Origin of the sequence: Streptomyces sp. NPDC005805 (assembly GCF_040630445.1) — a bacterium.
In the GTDB taxonomy this organism is placed as follows: Bacteria; Actinomycetota; Actinomycetes; order Streptomycetales; family Streptomycetaceae; genus Streptomyces.
Window position 1 is genome coordinate 64,776 of sequence record NZ_JBEXXN010000025.1, and the last position, 14,644, is coordinate 79,419.

The window sequence follows — 14,644 nt, forward strand, 5'->3', positions numbered from 1 at the left end:
CCGTGCGGTGCGGGCGGAGGCGGGCCGGGCGGAGGCGGGCCGGGCGGGGCGGTCGCGGCAGGTCCTCCGGGGCCGTCCGGTCCGGTCGCGGCCCACCGGGGCCCGGCTTAGCCTCCGGAATGTGACGCGAACTGCCGTGCGGGCCCTGCTCTCGGCGCTGGCGGCGGCGTGGTGGCTGCTCGGGCCCGCCGTCCCGGGCGCCCTGGCCGACGAGCCCGTCGAACTGTCCCGGCAGGGCCAGATCACCGACCGGACCGACGCCCTCGGCGACCGGGAGGCCGCGGTCGCCACCGCCCTGGACCGGCTCTGGGAACGCCAGCGCCTCCAGCTCTTCGTCGTCTACGTCCGCGACTTCTCCGGCACCGCCGCCCCCGAGTGGGCCGCCCGGACCGCCGACCGCAACGGCCTCGGCGACAGCGACGTCCTCCTCGCCGTCGCCACCGGTGCCCGGCAGTACGCCTACTGGGTCGCCGACGACTCCCGGCTCACCGACGCCCAGCTCGCCGCCGTGGCGCAGCGCGGTATCGAGCCCGCCCTGCGCGAGAACGACTGGGCCGGGGCGGCGATCGGGGCGGCCGACGGCTATGACGCCGTGCTCGCCGGGCGCCCGGTGCCCGAGGTCGCCGTCACCCCCGGGCAGGTGGACCCGGGCGGCGGCGGGGACGCCGGTACCGGGGCGGGCGACCTGGTGCTGCCGATCGCGGTGATCGGCGCGGCGGGCGCGCTCGCCGCGTACACGTACACCAAGCGGCGGCGGCGCACCGAGACCCGGACCACGCCCCGGGGCGGCCAGGAGGGCTGGGGCGCTCCGCCGGCCACCCCGCTGCCGGAGCTGGACGGCCGGGCCCGGCAGGCCCTCGTCGACACGGACGACGCGATCCGCACCAGCCAGGAGGAACTCGGCTTCGCCACCGCCCAGTTCGGCGAGGAGGCGGCCCGCCCGTTCACCGAGGCGGTGGCGCACGCCCAGGGCGAGCTGACCGCCGCGTTCCGGCTGCGCCAGCAGCTCGACGACGCGTACCCCGAGGACGAGGCGACCCGGCGGCGGATGCTGGAGGAGATCCTGGCCCGCTGCGCCGAGGCGAACCGTCGGCTGGACGCCGAGTCCGAGGACTTCGACCGGCTGCGCGCCATGGAGCGGAACGCGCCCGCGGCACTGGCCGCCGCGCAGACGGCCCACGACGAGACCGCCGGGCGGATGATCAGCGCCGAGGCCGCCCTCGGCGTGATGCGCGAGCGCTACGCCCCGACCGCCTCGGCGCCCGTCGCCGGGGCCGTGGACGAGGCGGCCGACCGGCTGGAGTTCGCGGCCGGGGCGCTGGCCGAGGCGCGCGAGGCCGTGGAGAGCGGCGACAACGGGACCGCCGCCGTCCAGGTGCGGGCCGCAGAGGGGGCCCTCGCACAGGCGGTGCTGCTGGTGGACGCGGTGGACCGGCGGGCGCAGGAGCTGGCCGGGGCGGCGGGGCGGCTGCCCGGGACGCTGGCCGAGACCGAGGCCGACCTCGCCGAGGCCCGCGGGGTGCTTGAGGGCACCCCGGACGGGGTGGCCACGGCGGCCCTCCAGGGGCGGATGGCCCGGGCCGAGACGGTCACCGGGGAGGTGCGGCGGGAGACGGAGGCCGGGCCGTACGACCCGATCGACGCGCTGCGCCGGGTGGAGGAGGCGGACGCCGCCCTCGACGAGGCGCTGGCCGGGGCACGCGAGCGGGAGCAGGGTTCCCAGCGGGCCCGGGCCCTGCTGGACCGGGCGCTGTTCGGCGCGCGGGCGGCCGTGGACGCGGCGGCCGACTACATCGCCACCCACCGGGGCGCGGTCGGCAGCGAGGCGCGCACCCGCCTGGCCGAGGCGCGGCGGCGGCTGGAGCGGGCGGAGTCGCTGAGCGGCGACGGCTCGGGCGCCGGGGGCGACCCCCAGGCCGCGCTGGCGGAGGCGCAGCGGGCCGACGCGATGGCCCAGGAGGCACAGACCCTCGCCGAGAACGACGTCCGGGGTTACGGCGGCGGCCCCTTCGGCCCGGGCGGCGGCGGGATGCGGGGCGGTCCCGGCGGCGGGCTGGGCGGCGCGGTCCTCGGCGGGATCATCCTCGGCGGCATGCTCGGCGGCCGCGGGGGCGGGGGGTACGGCGGCTTCGGCGGGGGTGGCGGGGGCGGTTTCGGGGGCGGCCGTCCCGGCAGCTTCGGCGGCGGGGGCACGCGGGGCCGGATGGGCGGCGGCCGCTTCTGACCACGGAGGGCGGCCGGCCCCGTATTTCACAGGCTCGTACCGACAAGGCTCCTGTTCACCAGGTTCAAGGGAGAGTGGCGATGACCAAGCAGACCGTCCTCGGACGTGTGGCCCAACTGGCGAGGGCGAACATCAACGCGCTCCTCGACCAGGCGGAGGACCCGCAGAAGATGCTGGACCAGCTCATCCGCGACTACACCAACAACATCGCCGACGCCGAGCAGGCCGTCGCGGCCACCATCGGCAATCTGCGGCTGATGGAGCAGGACCACCGGGAGGACGTGGACGCGGCGGCGGAGTGGGGCGGGAAGGCGCTCGCGGCCAGCCGAAAGGCCGACGAGCTGCGCGCGGCGGGCAGTGTCCCGGACGCGGACCGCTTCGACAACCTGGCGAAGGTGGCGCTCGGCCGGCAGCTGGCGTCGGAGAAGGAGGCCCGGGCCGCCGAGCCGGTGATCGCCTCGCAGACCGAGGTGGTCGACAAGCTCAAGTCCGGTCTCCAGCAGATGAAGGAGAAGCTCTCCCAGCTCCAGGCGAAGCGGGACGAACTGGTCGCGCGGGCGAAGTCGGCCGAGGCGCAGAACCGGATGACGGACGCGGTGCGGAGCATCGACGTCCTGGACCCGACCAGCGAGCTGAACCGTTTCGAGGACAAGGTCCGCCGTGAGGAGGCCCGGGCGCTGGGCAAGCAGGAGCTGGCCGCCTCCTCGCTGGACGCGCAGTTCGAGCAGTTGGACGCGCTGGGGGACGGCGCGGAGGTCGAGGCGAGGCTGGCGGCGCTGAAGTCGGCGTGAGGCGGGTCGTTCCGGGGCGAGCCGCGCGGGTCGGCGGGGGCCCGGCCCCGCGCCCGGTTTCACCAGGGCGCCCGGCCTTCTGAAGGCCGGGCGCCCTGGTGAAACCGGGCGCCGGAAGACCGGCCGTCAGAACATGCTCAGGAGCTGGTCCACCGTCGGCTCCGCCGTCCCGCCGCCCTCCTCGGGCAGGCCCAGTTCGAACCAGACCGTCTTGCCGCGCGGGGTCCTGCGGGAGCCCCAGCCGGAGCTGAGCAGGCCCACCAGCTGGAGGCCCCGGCCGCCCTCGTCGGTGTCGCGGGCGCGCCGGCGGCGGGGCTGGACCAGGCCCGCGTCCCAGACCTCGCAGACCAGGGTGCGGTCCCGCAGCAGCCGCAGCCGTATCTCGCCCTCGCCGTAGCGGAGCGCGTTGGTGACCAGTTCGCTGACGAGGAGTTCGACGGTGTCGACCAGGGCGTCCAGGTCCCAGGCGGTGAGCTGGGTCCGGGCCAGTTCCCGGGCGCGGCCCACCGAGCGGGGCTCGCGGGGCAGGCGCCAGTCGCCCACCGACTCGGCGGGCAGGCCCTGGATACGGGCCATGAGAAGGGCGATGTCGTCCTCGCCGTGGCGGGTGTCCAGGGTGGAGAGGACGTGGTCGCAGACGTCCTCCAGGGGGCGGCCCGGGTCGCCGAGGGCGGCGCGGAAGGCCTGGAGGCCCTCGTCGAGGGGGTGGTCGCGGGACTCCACCAGGCCATCGGTGTAGAGGGCGAGCAGGGAGCCCTCGGGGAGTTCGACCTCCACCTCCTCGAAGGGTTCGCCGCCGACGCCGAGGGGCATCCCGGGCGGCACGTCCAGCAGCAGCGCCTCCTCCCCCGGTTCGACCAGGACGGGCGGCAGATGGCCCGCGTTGGCGAAGGTGCAGCGGCGGGTGACCGGGTCGTAGACGGCGTAGACGCAGGTCGCGAGGTAGACCTCGGCGAGGTCGGCCTGCTGGGTGCCGCGGGGGGCCGAGCCGCCCGCCGGGCCGGAGCGCCGGACCTGGGAGGGCGTGCCGGGGCCGCCGAGACCGCGGGCGATCTCGTCGAGAGCCGACAGCACCTCCGCGGGCTCCAGGTCGAGCAGGGCCAGGGTCCGTACGGCGGTGCGGAGTTCGCCCATGGCGACGGCGGCCCGCAGACCGCGGCCCATGACGTCGCCGACGACCAGGGCGGTGCGGTGACCGGGGAGTTCGATGACGTCGAACCAGTCGCCGCCGACCTCGGTGGTGGTGGTACCGGGCAGATAGCGGCAGGCGATGTCCAGTCCGGCGGCCTCGGGGTCGCCGGGCGGGAGCAGGCTGCGCTGGAGGATCAGGGCGCGTTCGTGCTCACGGCGGTAGAGGCGGGCGTTGTCGATGCAGACGGCCGCACGGGAGGCGAGTTCCACGGCGAGGGCCCGGTCGCGTTCGCCGAACGGCTCGCTGCCCTTGGCCCGCGCGAACTGGACCAGCCCGACGACGGTGTCGTGGGCGACCATCGGCACGGCGAGGGCGGACTGCACCAGGCTGCCCTCCGCCCCGGGCAGGGAGCGGACCGTCGCGGTGCGCAGGGCGTCCGCGCAGGGGGAGTTGAACGGGTAGCGGTGGACCTCGCCGACGGCGGCGGGCGAGGCGCCGTTCTCGACGCAGTCCGGGGTGGCGACGAGGGGCGCGTCCGAGACGGCGCTGGCGAAGGCGACCCGGCGCAGCTCGGCGGTGCCGCCGCCGTAGCTCTCCGAGTGGGCGGAGCCGAACTGCCCGGGCGGGGCCTCGTCCCCGGTGAGCAGGCCCTGGTAGAGGTCGACGGAGGCGAGGTCGCAGAAGCCCGGGACGGCGACGTCCAGCAGTTCCCGGGCGGTGGTCTCCAGGTCGAGGGAGTTGCCGATCCGGGCCCCGGCCTCGTTGAGGAGGGCCAGGTTGCGGCGGGCGTTGGCGGCCTCCCGGGCGGCGATCTGACGGCGGGTGACATCGGTGCCGAGACCGGCGACGCCGACGGGCCGGCCCGATCCGCCGTGCACGCGGTAGAGGTTGACCGACCAGTGGCGGCGTTCGCTGCTGCCGGCCACCGTGCCGGAGATCTGGAGGTCGGTGACGGACTCCCCGGTGGCGAGGACATGACGCAGGGCCGCGTCCAGGCGTTCGGCCTCGGGGCGCTGGAGGTAGTCGTGGACGGTGCGTCCGCGGTGGTCCTCGGCCTCGCCGCCGAAGACGGTGGCGAAGCGGCGGTTGGCCCGCTGCACCGTCAGATCGGTACCGAACAGGAGGAAACCGAACGGGGATTGGCCGAAAATGGCCTGTGAAGCGGCGAGATCGCTCTCGATCCGGCGCAGCGCGCGCACATCGACCACGATGCACAGGGCCGCCTGCCGGCCGTCCTCCGCCTCGCTCGGCATGACGTAGATCTCGGCGAGTCCGTGCGCCGTCCGGCCGCGCTCACCGGCCGCCCGCGCCCCGTCGGGGGCTCCCGGGACGCGGAACGGGACCAGGCCCGTCCACTCCTTGCCGTCGAGGATCTCGGCGACCTTGCGCCGTCCGCGTGTGCGCAGTTCGGCGGGGAGGAAGACCTCGATCGGGTCCTTGCCCCTGACCTGCTCGGACGTGATGCCGAACAGTTCGGCGGCACGCCGGCTCCACTGGTCGACCAGCCCGTCCGGGCCGATCGAGAAGGATGCGACCTTGATGTAGTCGTAGATCGAGCCAGGCGGGCTGCTCTGCCACATGACGCCGCTCGCCGTCCCAGGTATCTCGCTCACGCGACCGTCCCCTCCAGCTCACCGCACCGGACCGGCCATGACCGCAGTATTCAGCACTACGGCCCCGGCGGACACGGCGTTCACGATCACAGAGAGGTCTCGTTCATTTCCGGCCGAGTTCTCCGTGATCGTCGTCCCTCCCCGACTCCTAACCAGTCAGAGCCAGCTCGAACCACACCGTCTTGCCCGTTCTGCCGCGCCGGGTACCCCAGCGGCGGGCCGAACAGGCCACCAGTTGCAGGCCGCGGCCCCCTTCGTCCTCCGGGTGGGCGGCCTTGGCGACGGGCGGGTCCGGGAGGGGGTCGGAGACCTCGACGCGCAGGGCGGACGGCGGCGCGGACGGATCGGGGCCGACCAGCGGGACGAGGCGGACGCCGACCGGTCCCGCCGTGTAGCGCTGGGAGTTGGTGACCAGTTCACTCACCAGGAGGACCACCAGATCCCGCGCGGTCTCGTCGACGCCCCAGCCTCGCAGGGTGTCGCGGACGGCGTGACGGGCGGCGCGCACGGCGCCCGGGCGCGCGGGGAAGCTCCATTCGGCACAGGTGCCTTCGGCGCCGACCACGTCGCTCACGCCGCTCACTTCCCCGGACTTCGCCGGACGGCCCACGACCCCACGCCCTTTTCGGGGGACAAGGTGCACATACCCCGTTTACCGGGGTGGGTACCGTGACGGCCGGGACGGGTGTGACGGGCATATGACGGAGCGCGGGGGCGCAGGCGAGGCGGGCGTCAGCCGCGTGGGGACCCGTCGGCCCGCTCCCCCGGCTCCGCGCGGGCGAGGAGCAGCCGGACGGCCTCCGCGACCGCGGGCCGGTCCTGGTCGAGCCAGTCCACGTCGTCCCGTTCGTGCGGGGCGAGCCAGCGGACGGCGTCGTGCTCCTGGAGCGGGCGGGGGCGGCCGGAGAGGATGCGCACGGTCCACACCTGGAGGACATAGCCGGGCTTCAGGGGCCACTGGCCCGGGACGCGCTCCACGGGCTCGGTCTCGATGTCCAGTTCCTCGCGGAGTTCGCGCACCAGGGCCTGTTCGGGGCTCTCCCCCGGCTCCTGTTTGCCGCCGGGCAGCTCCCACCGGCCCGCCAGCTCCGCGGGGGTGCTCCGCCGGGCGGCGAGCAGCCGCCCGTCGTCGTACACGGCACCGGCCACCACCACACGCTCGTCCATGCGCCGGAGCGTACTGCGCCGGCGCACGGGGCATGGACGGGACCGGGGGGGCGGGACCACGGGCGGGCGGGCGCGGACGGGCCGTCAGGGGGCCCGCCCGGCCGGTGGATCAGCGCCCGGGCTGACCGACCTGTTCCACCGAGTAGAGCTGCTTGTGGCCGCGCACATCGAGGGAGTCCGCGATCCGTTCCGCCTCGGCCCGGGTCGCGTACCGGCCGACGCGGTACCGGTTGCCGTTGTCGTCCTGCCGTACCACCTGCCAGGGGAGCACGGCGGCGCCTTCCGTCATCGCGTCCCTCCCCAGGTCGTGCCGAGCGTCCGTAACCATCGCCGGGAAACCGCACTACGCATATGCCCAAGCGTACGCCTGACCTTCACTGAGCGGATACGTGTTTTTACAAAGAGACAGCACAAGGGGGCGCATCCGGCTGGATACGCCCCCTGATCGACCGGCGAAGGCACCTCGTGGGCCCGGGACCCCGGGAAAAGCCGTCAGCGCACCGGGAGGTGGTACGCCACGCGGTAGCGGTCCGCCGGGACCACCACGTCCGCCGTCTCGACCGCGAGCCCCGAGGCGTAGTACGTCCGCTCGATCACCATGACCACATGGCCCGGTACCCCGCCGAGCGCGAGCAGTTCCTCGGCGAGGCCGGGGCGGGCGCCGACCTGCTCCACCACGTTGTCCACGACGACGTCGATGGCGGCCATCCGCTCGACGACACCGCAGCCGCCGAGCGGCCCCTCCTCGGGGAGCATCACGGGGGTGCGCCCGGTGACGGCCAGGGGCTCCCAGGAGGTCGAGATCATCATGGCCTCGCCCGCGTCCCGGTAGAGGTAGCGGGTGCGCATCACGCGGTCGCCCAGCTCGATACCGAGGCGCCCGGCGATCTCGGGGCCGGCGACCTCCTGCTCGCTGCTGGACTCCCAGGTGCCGCGGGCCCCCTCGTCCGCCTGCTCCTGCCGGAACGGGCTGGCGCCCGACGGCGGCCGGAAGCCCGTGCGGGCGACCCGGCGCGGCACGGGCCGCTCACGCACATACGTCCCCGAGCCGGACCGGCCCTCGACGAGCCCCTCCGCCATGAGCACCTTGCGCGCCTCCAGCGCGACGGTGTCCGAGACCCCGTACTCCTGGCGGATGCGCGCCTGCGACGGCAGCCGGGTGTGCGGCGGCAGCGCGCCGTTCACGATCTTCTGCCGCAGATCGCTCGCAACGCGCAGATAGGCGGGCTGCTCACCGAATGTCACTGGCCACTCCCAACAGGTTGACAGACAGCAACAGACTGGCAACCGTCGGTTGTTGACCGCAAGTGTGGGCCACGGTTTCACCCGATGTGATGACTTACCGGTGAGCGGGGGTTTACCCCGGGTATGCACGGACGAACCGCCCGACCCCTTGACCCTAATGGTCCAGACCAATAACTTCCTGCGTGCACGCACGACTTCGCTCATCCCCCGTCGGCACACGCACAGGAACGAGCCCAGCCCCATGCGTCGAAACACCCTGCTCCGCACGGCAGTCGCCGTCAGCGCCCTCTCCCTCGTGGCCACCCTGGCCCCCGCCGCGGCCGCCACCGGCGGCGACCGGCCCGGGGAACGCCACGGCGACCGGCCCGGCGACCGGCATTCCGCCCCCGTGTACAAGCGCGTCGGCTACTTCACCCAGTGGGGCGTCTACGGCCGCGACTTCCAGGTCAAGGACATGGACACCAGCGGCCAGGCCGCCAAACTCACCCACATCAACTACGCCTTCGGCAACGTCAGCGCCGAGGGCAAGTGCTTCACCGGCAACATCCCCGGGGAGGCCGACGCCTGGGCGGACTACGCGCGCCCGCTGGAGGCCGCGGACTCCGTGGACGGCGTCGCCGACACCCCCGACCAGCGCCTGGCCGGCAACTTCAACCAGCTCCGCGAGCTCAAGGCCAAGCACCCCGGGCTCAAGGTGATGATCTCCCTCGGCGGCTGGAGCTGGTCCACCCACTTCTCGGACGCCGTCCGCACCCCCGCCTCCCGCAAGGCCCTGGTCTCCTCCTGCATCGACCTCTACATCAAGGGCAATCTGCCGGTCGACGGCGCCCGCGGCGGCGAAGGCGCGGCGGCCGGGCTCTTCGACGGCATCGACCTGGACTGGGAGTGGCCCGGCTCGGCGGGCGACACCGACACCGTCTTCCGGCCGGAGGACAAGAAGAACTTCACCGCCCTGGTCCGCGAGTTCCGCTCCCAGCTCGACGCGTACGCGAAGTCGAAGGCGAAGGCGAAGGCGAAGGGACACGGCGACGGCAAGGGCAAGCACAGGCCGAAGCCCAGGCACTACGAGCTGACCGCCTTCGTGCCCACCGCGCCGGAGAAGATCGACGCGGGCTTCGAAGTCCCCAAGATCATGCGGGACTTCGACTTCGTGACCCTCCAGGGCTACGACTTCCATGTCTCGGGCGAGCCGGTCACCAACCAGCAGTCCGCACTGCGCGCCCGGGGCGACTTCAGCGTCGACCAGACCGTCCGCGACTGGCTGCGCCGGGGCGCTCCGGCACGCAAGCTGGTGGTCGGCATGCCGTTCTACGGGCAGGGCTGGACCGGGGTGACGGGCGGCGGCGACGGCCTCAACCAGCCGGCCGCGGGCCCGGCCCCGGCGACCTGGGCGAACGGCTACGAGGACTACAAGGCCCTCAAGAAGCTGGCCCGGTCGGGCACGTACAAGATCCACCGCGATCTGCGGAACGGGCACGCGTGGATCTTCGACGGCACGACCCTGTGGACCTACGACGACCCGCAGGTGCTGCGCACCAAGTCCGCGTATGTGCGGTCGATGGGCCTGGGCGGCGCGATGTTCTGGTCGCTGGACGGCGACACGGCCGACGGCGAGCTGATGACCGCGGTCGACCGGGGGCTCGGGCGCCGCTGAGGCCCGCGTCCGCCTGCCCGGACGCCCTTGAGAACCCCCGTCCCGGGGCGGGCCGCTCCGGGACGGGGCAGGCGGGACCGGCGCCGGCTCAGGCGCCGGTCCCGCCGTCCGGCGTGCGCGCCGTGGCGGCGGCCGTGCGTGCGGCGGCGCGTGCGGCCGGGGCGCGCTCGCCGGGGCCGGCGGTCCCGCCCGTCCCGGCGGCCTCGTCCGTCACCGCCTCGGCGCCGCCGTCCGTGCCGCCGGTGCCGTCCGTGCCGCCGGTGGCTCCGTCGGTGCCTTCCCCCGTGCCCTCGTCCGTGCCGGCGCCGTCCGCCAGGGTGCCGGTGAGCTTGCCCTCGGTGGCCGCCAGGGCGCAGGTCACCGTCCGGTCGCCGAGGGCCCAGCTCTCCCGGGTCGGCAGGTAGTAGTAGTTGGCGATGTGCGGTGCCAGGGCGGTGGGGTCGGGCACATGGGCGTCGCTGATGTCGTTGCACCGCCGTTCCATGGCCGTGTCGTCCGCGGCCGAGCCGGGGTAGCCGTCCGAGCCCCGCAGGCGGTAGCCGCCGGTCACCTCGGCGTCGTGCGGCTCCGCGCAGTCGACGGTCGGGACGGAGGTCGTCTCGGTCTCGTCGGGGACCTCCGTGCCCGGGATGTCGAAGCAGTCGCCCTTCTCCAGGTCGAAGGGGCTGCTGGAGTTCGTCGCCTCGTCCACGCCCTCGCTGAAGCCGCGCCAGAAGTCGCCCGCGGCGCCCGAGACCGTCCAGACCACCACCAGCAGGGTGCTGACCGCGGACAGGGCGACGCCCGCCACGGCCATGCCCTTGCCGCGCTGCCCGGTGCGCCGGATCTGGCGGAGCGCGATCAGGCCGAGGACCAGGCCCAGGGGCGGGAGGCAGCAGACGATGCCGGTGACGAGGGCGGCGATGGCGAGGCCGTTGTGGGAGTCACCGCCCTGGCGCGAGGGCGGCGGGTAGGGCCCGTAGCCGCCGCCGTACGGGTACGGGGTGGTGGGCGGGCCGTAGCCGGGCGGGGGCGTCCCGTACGGCTGCTGCGGGGCCGCGGGCTGCTGCTGGGGGTACGGGGGCGCGCCCCACGGCTGCTGCGGGTCCGGCCGGCCGCCGGGGGCTGCGGGGTCCACGACTCGGTGCTCCTCGGTGCTGAAAGGGATCGGCGTCCGGTGTGTCCGGATGTTCCGGCGGACCCGGACCGATCGGCCGCGCGCGTTCGGAACGGCGCGCGGATCATACGACGAAGCACGGCGGGGACGGCAGGCGCGGGGCGGTCCCGGCACACGGGGCCCGGCCGGGCCGGGCGGCGCGGGGCGGGGCTGGACCGGGCCGGGCGGCGCGGGGCGGGGCTGGACCGGGCCGGGCGGGGCGGGGCTGGACCGGGCCGGGCGGCGCGGGCGGCCCGGGAACGCGGAAGGGACGGCCGCGGACGGCCGCCCCTCCCTCACTGCGCCGGCGCGCGCCTCAGCGCACAGCCGGGTACCTCAGAACTGCAGCGACCAGGCGTCGATCTTGCCCGTGTCCCAGCTGGCGTTGTCCGCCACCCGCAGCTTCCAGACGCCGTTGGCCGGCTCGGAGGAGGCGTTCACCGTGTAGGTGGTGATCACGTTGTCCGAGCTGCCGCCGGAGCCGAACGCCTTCAGGTTGTAGACCGAGCCGTCGGGCGCGACCAGGTCGACCTTCAGGTCACCGATGTAGGTGTGCTTGATGTCGACCGAGACGGCCAGGTTCGACGGCGCGTTGCCGGTCACACCGCTGACGGTGATCGGCGACTCGACCGTGGCGTTGTCGCGGATCGTGTAGTCGCCGGTGTTCTCGAACTTCGCTCCGGGCGGGGGCGTGGTGCCGCCGCCGCCCACGTTCAGCAGCCGGTTCGGCGAACCGGAGCCGGGGTTGGTCACCTTGCCCTGGGTGGCGGCGGAGGTGAGCGCGGCCGAGACCTGCGCCGGAGTGGCGGTCGGGTTCCCGTCCAGGTACAGCGCCGCCGCGCCCGCGACGTGCGGGGCCGCCATGGAGGTGCCGGAGATCGTGTTCGTCGCCGAGTTGCTGGTGTGCCAGGCCGACGTGATCGAGGAGCCCGGCGCGAAGATGTCCACCACGCTGCCGTAGTTGGAGAAGCTGGAGCGGGCGTCGGTGCTGGTGGTGGAGCCGACGGTGATGCCCTCGGTCACGCGCGCCGGCGAGTAGTTGGCCGCGTTGGCACCGCTGTTTCCGGCCGCGATCGCGTAGGTGATGCCGGAGGCGATCGAGTTGCGGACGGCCGCGTCGAGGACCGGGTCCGCCCCGCCGCCGAGGCTCATGTTGGCGACGGCCGGCTTCACCGCGTTCCGCGTCACCCAGTCGATACCGGCGACGACCTGCTCGGTCGTGCCGGAACCCTGGTTGTTGAGGACGCGGACGCCGACGATCTTGGCCTTCTTGGCGACGCCGTGGGCGGTGCCGGCGACGGTTCCGGCGACGTGGGTGCCGTGGCCGTTGCCGTCCTGCGCGGTGTTGTCGTTGTCGATGGCGTCGTAGCCGTCGACGGCGCGGCCGCCGAAGTCGCTGTGGGCGATGCGGACACCGGTGTCGATGATGTAGGCGGTGACGCCCTCACCGGCCGGGTCCGGGTAGGTGTAGCTCTGGTTCAGCGGGAGCGACTGCTGGTCGATCCGGTCGAGGCCCCAGGACGGCGGGTTCGGCTGGGTGCCGGTGATCGTGAAGGTGCGGTTCTGTACGACGGACTCGACGGCCGGGTCCGCTGCGAACTTCTTGGCCTGCGCCTCGGTGAGCTGGACCGAGTAGCCGTTGACCGCGGCGTTGAACGTCCGCTTGATCTTGGCTCCGTACTCGGCCGCGAGGGCCTTGCCCTCCTTGGAGCCCGCGTCTGCCTCGGACTCGTCGAGCGTCACGATGTAGCTGCCCTTGATCGCGCCGGGGGCGCCGGCGTTCGCGATGACACCCTCCGGGGCCGGCTCGGCCGCGGCGGGAAGGGCGGAGACCGTGCCGGCCGCGAGGGCGGCGACGGCTATGGCGCTGGCCGCGACGATTCTTCGCCGCGAGTTACGCATCACAGACATGTGAGGGGTCCTCCTCATAGGTGGTGCGCTGCTGTGGGGGTCATGACAAACGCGAGAGGGGAGCCTCCGAATCACCGACGGCTCGTCAACGATTCGGCATCAACAGGCGGTTCCCCCTTGCACGTCCGCCGACCGAAAGATTGACCGATCCATAGGAATCGCACAAGAGGCCGGGGCGCTGTGAAACACAAGCGCCACACGGCTGCCATGCGGACGACCCATGACGCGCTGTCAGTGCCCCGACTGCAGAAACGAATGGCCGGGCGATTCTGTCATCTGGCGCTGCCCCGGCTGCCAGGGGCCCCTCGACCTGGCCCTTTGGCGCCGGCGCGGTGCCCCGGGACACCCTCCCCCACCGGGTCGACTCCCTCTGGCGGTACGCGGAAGCGCTGCCGCTCGCGCCCCCCGGGCCCTCGGGCCCGGGGACCGGGTCCCCCGGGATCTCGCTCGGGGAGGGACGAACTCCGCTGGTGGAGCTGACCCCTACCGTTTCGGCCAAACTCGACTCCCCGACGCCGACCCTGTCGTTCAAGGACCGGGGCGCGGGTGACGCTCGCCGAACCGGCCCGCCGGCCGGGGCCGCGCCGGGTGGTCGCGGCCGGCCATGTGTACAACCCGCACTTCCTGCACGGCACCAAGACCTATGTCTACGAGCTGCGGGAGGACCTCGGGGGCGCGCTGCCGGACGAGGGCACCCGATCCCGAACCCGCCCCGGGCCCGCCAGATCCTCCGCGCGGTCCGCGAGTCGGGTGGCGAGTTCCTGACGGTCACCGAGCCCCGACTCCGCACCGCCCAGGCGGACCTGGCCCGCCGCGGCCTACCTCGCACCGCTCTTCAAAAACACCACGAAGTGCCGCGACCTGGTCAACCAGGTCGCGGCCAAGCCGAGTTCCGGCTGACCCGACCGGTAGCCGACGGATTGACCCTCCGTCGGGTACCGCAGCCCACCCGAGATTCCGCGCCCGCCCTTGGCAAGCCGTAGGCGAAGGCGTCGGGATGTCAGTAGTGGTAGCGGGCCGCGAGAATGATGGTCTCCTTGTCTGTCACCAGGTAGACAAGGCGGTGCTCGTCGTCGATCCGCCGCGACCACGCCCCGGGCAAGTGGTACTTCAGCGGCTCGGGCTTGCCGATCCCGGTGAAGGGTTCGAGCGTGACGTCCTCGATGAGCTTGTTGATCCGAGCGAGTATCTTCCGGTCGTTCTTGAGCCAGGACGTGTAGTCCTCCCAGCCCTGACCTTCGAAGACAAGCCTCACGCCGCACCCTCACGGGCCGCATCCGGTGAGTCGGGATCGATCAGATCCCGTTCGGACACGTTGATGTTGGACAGGGCGTTCTCGTACGCCTTGAGCAGGCGGCGAGCGTTCGCCGGAGAGCGCAGCAGGTACGAGCCTTCGCGCAGGGCCGCGTAGTCCTCGGCCGAGACGAGCACCGCATTGCCGTGCTTGGAAACGATCTCGATGGCCTCGTGGTTGTCGTTGACCTTCTTGATCAGCGGAAAGAGTGCCTTACGGGCTTCACTCGCGGTTATCGACATGACCTACCCCTTCCCGACTGTGGTACCGAATAACGTACCACTTCCGTCACATCCGGGCCGCGGACGCCTGACCGGTGACCGGGAGGCCCGACACCCACCCCTGCCCGCACATGACCAAGGGCCGGCCCTCGGGAGCCGACCCCTTGTCACGGGTTCAGTTCGCTTCGGCGGGCGATGGTCCGCTCCAGGTCAGCTCACCTGCACGTTTCACGATGCACGGGTCTCGACGGACGGAC

General features: G+C 73.4%; 12 protein-coding genes and 1 pseudogene. 4 read left to right on the forward strand and 9 right to left on the reverse strand.

Going from position 1 to position 14,644, the window contains the following annotated elements; translation table 11 throughout:
• Positions 1 to 121: 121 nt before the first annotated feature.
• Together ABZ457_RS16530 and ABZ457_RS16535 are read left to right on the forward strand one after the other, a co-directional pair.
• On the forward strand, positions 122 to 2,224 hold the full coding sequence (locus ABZ457_RS16530; RefSeq protein WP_359158266.1) for a TPM domain-containing protein: 2,103 nt from the start codon (positions 122 to 124) through the stop codon (positions 2,222 to 2,224).
• Positions 2,225 to 2,304: 80 nt separating this feature from the next.
• The gene (locus ABZ457_RS16535; RefSeq protein WP_359158267.1) at positions 2,305 to 3,015 is read left to right on the forward strand and encodes a PspA/IM30 family protein; all 711 of its coding nucleotides are present in this window, start codon (positions 2,305 to 2,307) and stop codon (positions 3,013 to 3,015) included.
• Between the two features lie 126 nt (positions 3,016 to 3,141).
• On the opposite strand, the gene ABZ457_RS16540 is transcribed toward ABZ457_RS16535, so the two are convergent.
• From ABZ457_RS16540 to ABZ457_RS16560, 5 genes are all read right to left on the reverse strand, one after another.
• Positions 3,142 to 5,760 carry a SpoIIE family protein phosphatase gene (locus ABZ457_RS16540; protein WP_359158268.1) on the reverse strand — a complete coding sequence of 873 codons (2,619 nt, stop codon included), beginning with the start codon at positions 5,758 to 5,760 and terminating at the stop codon, positions 3,142 to 3,144.
• Positions 5,761 to 5,908: 148 nt separating this feature from the next.
• Entirely contained in the window at positions 5,909 to 6,334 is a 426-nt protein-coding gene (locus ABZ457_RS16545) for an ATP-binding protein (RefSeq protein WP_359158269.1), read from the reverse strand.
• 158 nt (positions 6,335 to 6,492) lie between these two features.
• Positions 6,493 to 6,927 (reverse strand): (deoxy)nucleoside triphosphate pyrophosphohydrolase, encoded by a 435-nt coding sequence (locus ABZ457_RS16550; protein ID WP_359158270.1) that lies wholly within the window; start codon positions 6,925 to 6,927, stop codon positions 6,493 to 6,495.
• Between the two features lie 109 nt (positions 6,928 to 7,036).
• Positions 7,037 to 7,216 carry an SPOR domain-containing protein gene (locus ABZ457_RS16555; RefSeq protein ID WP_359158271.1) on the reverse strand — a complete coding sequence of 60 codons (180 nt, stop codon included), beginning with the start codon at positions 7,214 to 7,216 and terminating at the stop codon, positions 7,037 to 7,039.
• A 203-nt stretch (positions 7,217 to 7,419) separates the two neighbouring features.
• A complete protein-coding gene (locus tag ABZ457_RS16560) occupies positions 7,420 to 8,172 on the reverse strand; it encodes a GntR family transcriptional regulator (RefSeq protein ID WP_359158272.1) in 753 nt (250 codons plus the stop codon).
• A gap of 241 nt (positions 8,173 to 8,413) precedes the next feature.
• Between ABZ457_RS16560 and ABZ457_RS16565 the strand changes: the two genes are divergently transcribed.
• Positions 8,414 to 9,826, forward strand: coding sequence for a glycoside hydrolase family 18 protein (locus ABZ457_RS16565; protein ID WP_359158273.1), 1,413 nt, complete (start codon positions 8,414 to 8,416; stop codon positions 9,824 to 9,826).
• An 88-nt stretch (positions 9,827 to 9,914) separates the two neighbouring features.
• Here the strand turns inward: ABZ457_RS16565 and ABZ457_RS16570 are convergent, their stop codons facing one another.
• Both ABZ457_RS16570 and ABZ457_RS16575 read right to left on the reverse strand, forming a co-directional pair.
• Positions 9,915 to 10,943 (reverse strand): DUF4190 domain-containing protein, encoded by a 1,029-nt coding sequence (locus ABZ457_RS16570; RefSeq protein ID WP_359158274.1) that lies wholly within the window; start codon positions 10,941 to 10,943, stop codon positions 9,915 to 9,917.
• 354 nt (positions 10,944 to 11,297) lie between these two features.
• Positions 11,298 to 12,872 (reverse strand): S8 family peptidase, encoded by a 1,575-nt coding sequence (locus ABZ457_RS16575; protein WP_359158275.1) that lies wholly within the window; start codon positions 12,870 to 12,872, stop codon positions 11,298 to 11,300.
• 220 nt (positions 12,873 to 13,092) lie between these two features.
• On the opposite strand from ABZ457_RS16575, the pseudogene ABZ457_RS16580 reads away from it, so the two are divergent.
• A pseudogene (locus tag ABZ457_RS16580) lies at positions 13,093 to 13,693 on the forward strand (hypothetical protein); the annotation flags it as partial.
• 179 nt (positions 13,694 to 13,872) lie between these two features.
• Here the strand turns inward: ABZ457_RS16580 and ABZ457_RS16585 are convergent.
• Together ABZ457_RS16585 and ABZ457_RS16590 are read right to left on the reverse strand one after the other, a co-directional pair.
• A complete protein-coding gene (locus ABZ457_RS16585; RefSeq protein WP_359158276.1) occupies positions 13,873 to 14,127 on the reverse strand; it encodes a Txe/YoeB family addiction module toxin in 255 nt (84 codons plus the stop codon).
• Positions 14,124 to 14,408, reverse strand: coding sequence for a type II toxin-antitoxin system prevent-host-death family antitoxin (locus ABZ457_RS16590; RefSeq protein WP_359158277.1), 285 nt, complete (start codon positions 14,406 to 14,408; stop codon positions 14,124 to 14,126). The genes ABZ457_RS16585 and ABZ457_RS16590 overlap by 4 nt, the downstream gene beginning before the upstream one ends.
• Positions 14,409 to 14,644 lie beyond the last annotated feature (236 nt).

Coding starts and splice junctions, on each gene's coding strand:
- ABZ457_RS16565 (WP_359158273.1), top strand. CDS start 8,414: ATGCGTCGAAACACCCTGCTCCGCACGGCAGTCGCCGTCAGCGCCCTC.
- ABZ457_RS16550 (WP_359158270.1), bottom strand. CDS start 6,927: ATGGACGAGCGTGTGGTGGTGGCCGGTGCCGTGTACGACGACGGGCGG.
- ABZ457_RS16575 (WP_359158275.1), bottom strand. CDS start 12,872: ATGTCTGTGATGCGTAACTCGCGGCGAAGAATCGTCGCGGCCAGCGCC.
- ABZ457_RS16590 (WP_359158277.1), bottom strand. CDS start 14,408: ATGTCGATAACCGCGAGTGAAGCCCGTAAGGCACTCTTTCCGCTGATC.
- ABZ457_RS16555 (WP_359158271.1), bottom strand. CDS start 7,216: ATGACGGAAGGCGCCGCCGTGCTCCCCTGGCAGGTGGTACGGCAGGAC.
- ABZ457_RS16535 (WP_359158267.1), top strand. CDS start 2,305: ATGACCAAGCAGACCGTCCTCGGACGTGTGGCCCAACTGGCGAGGGCG.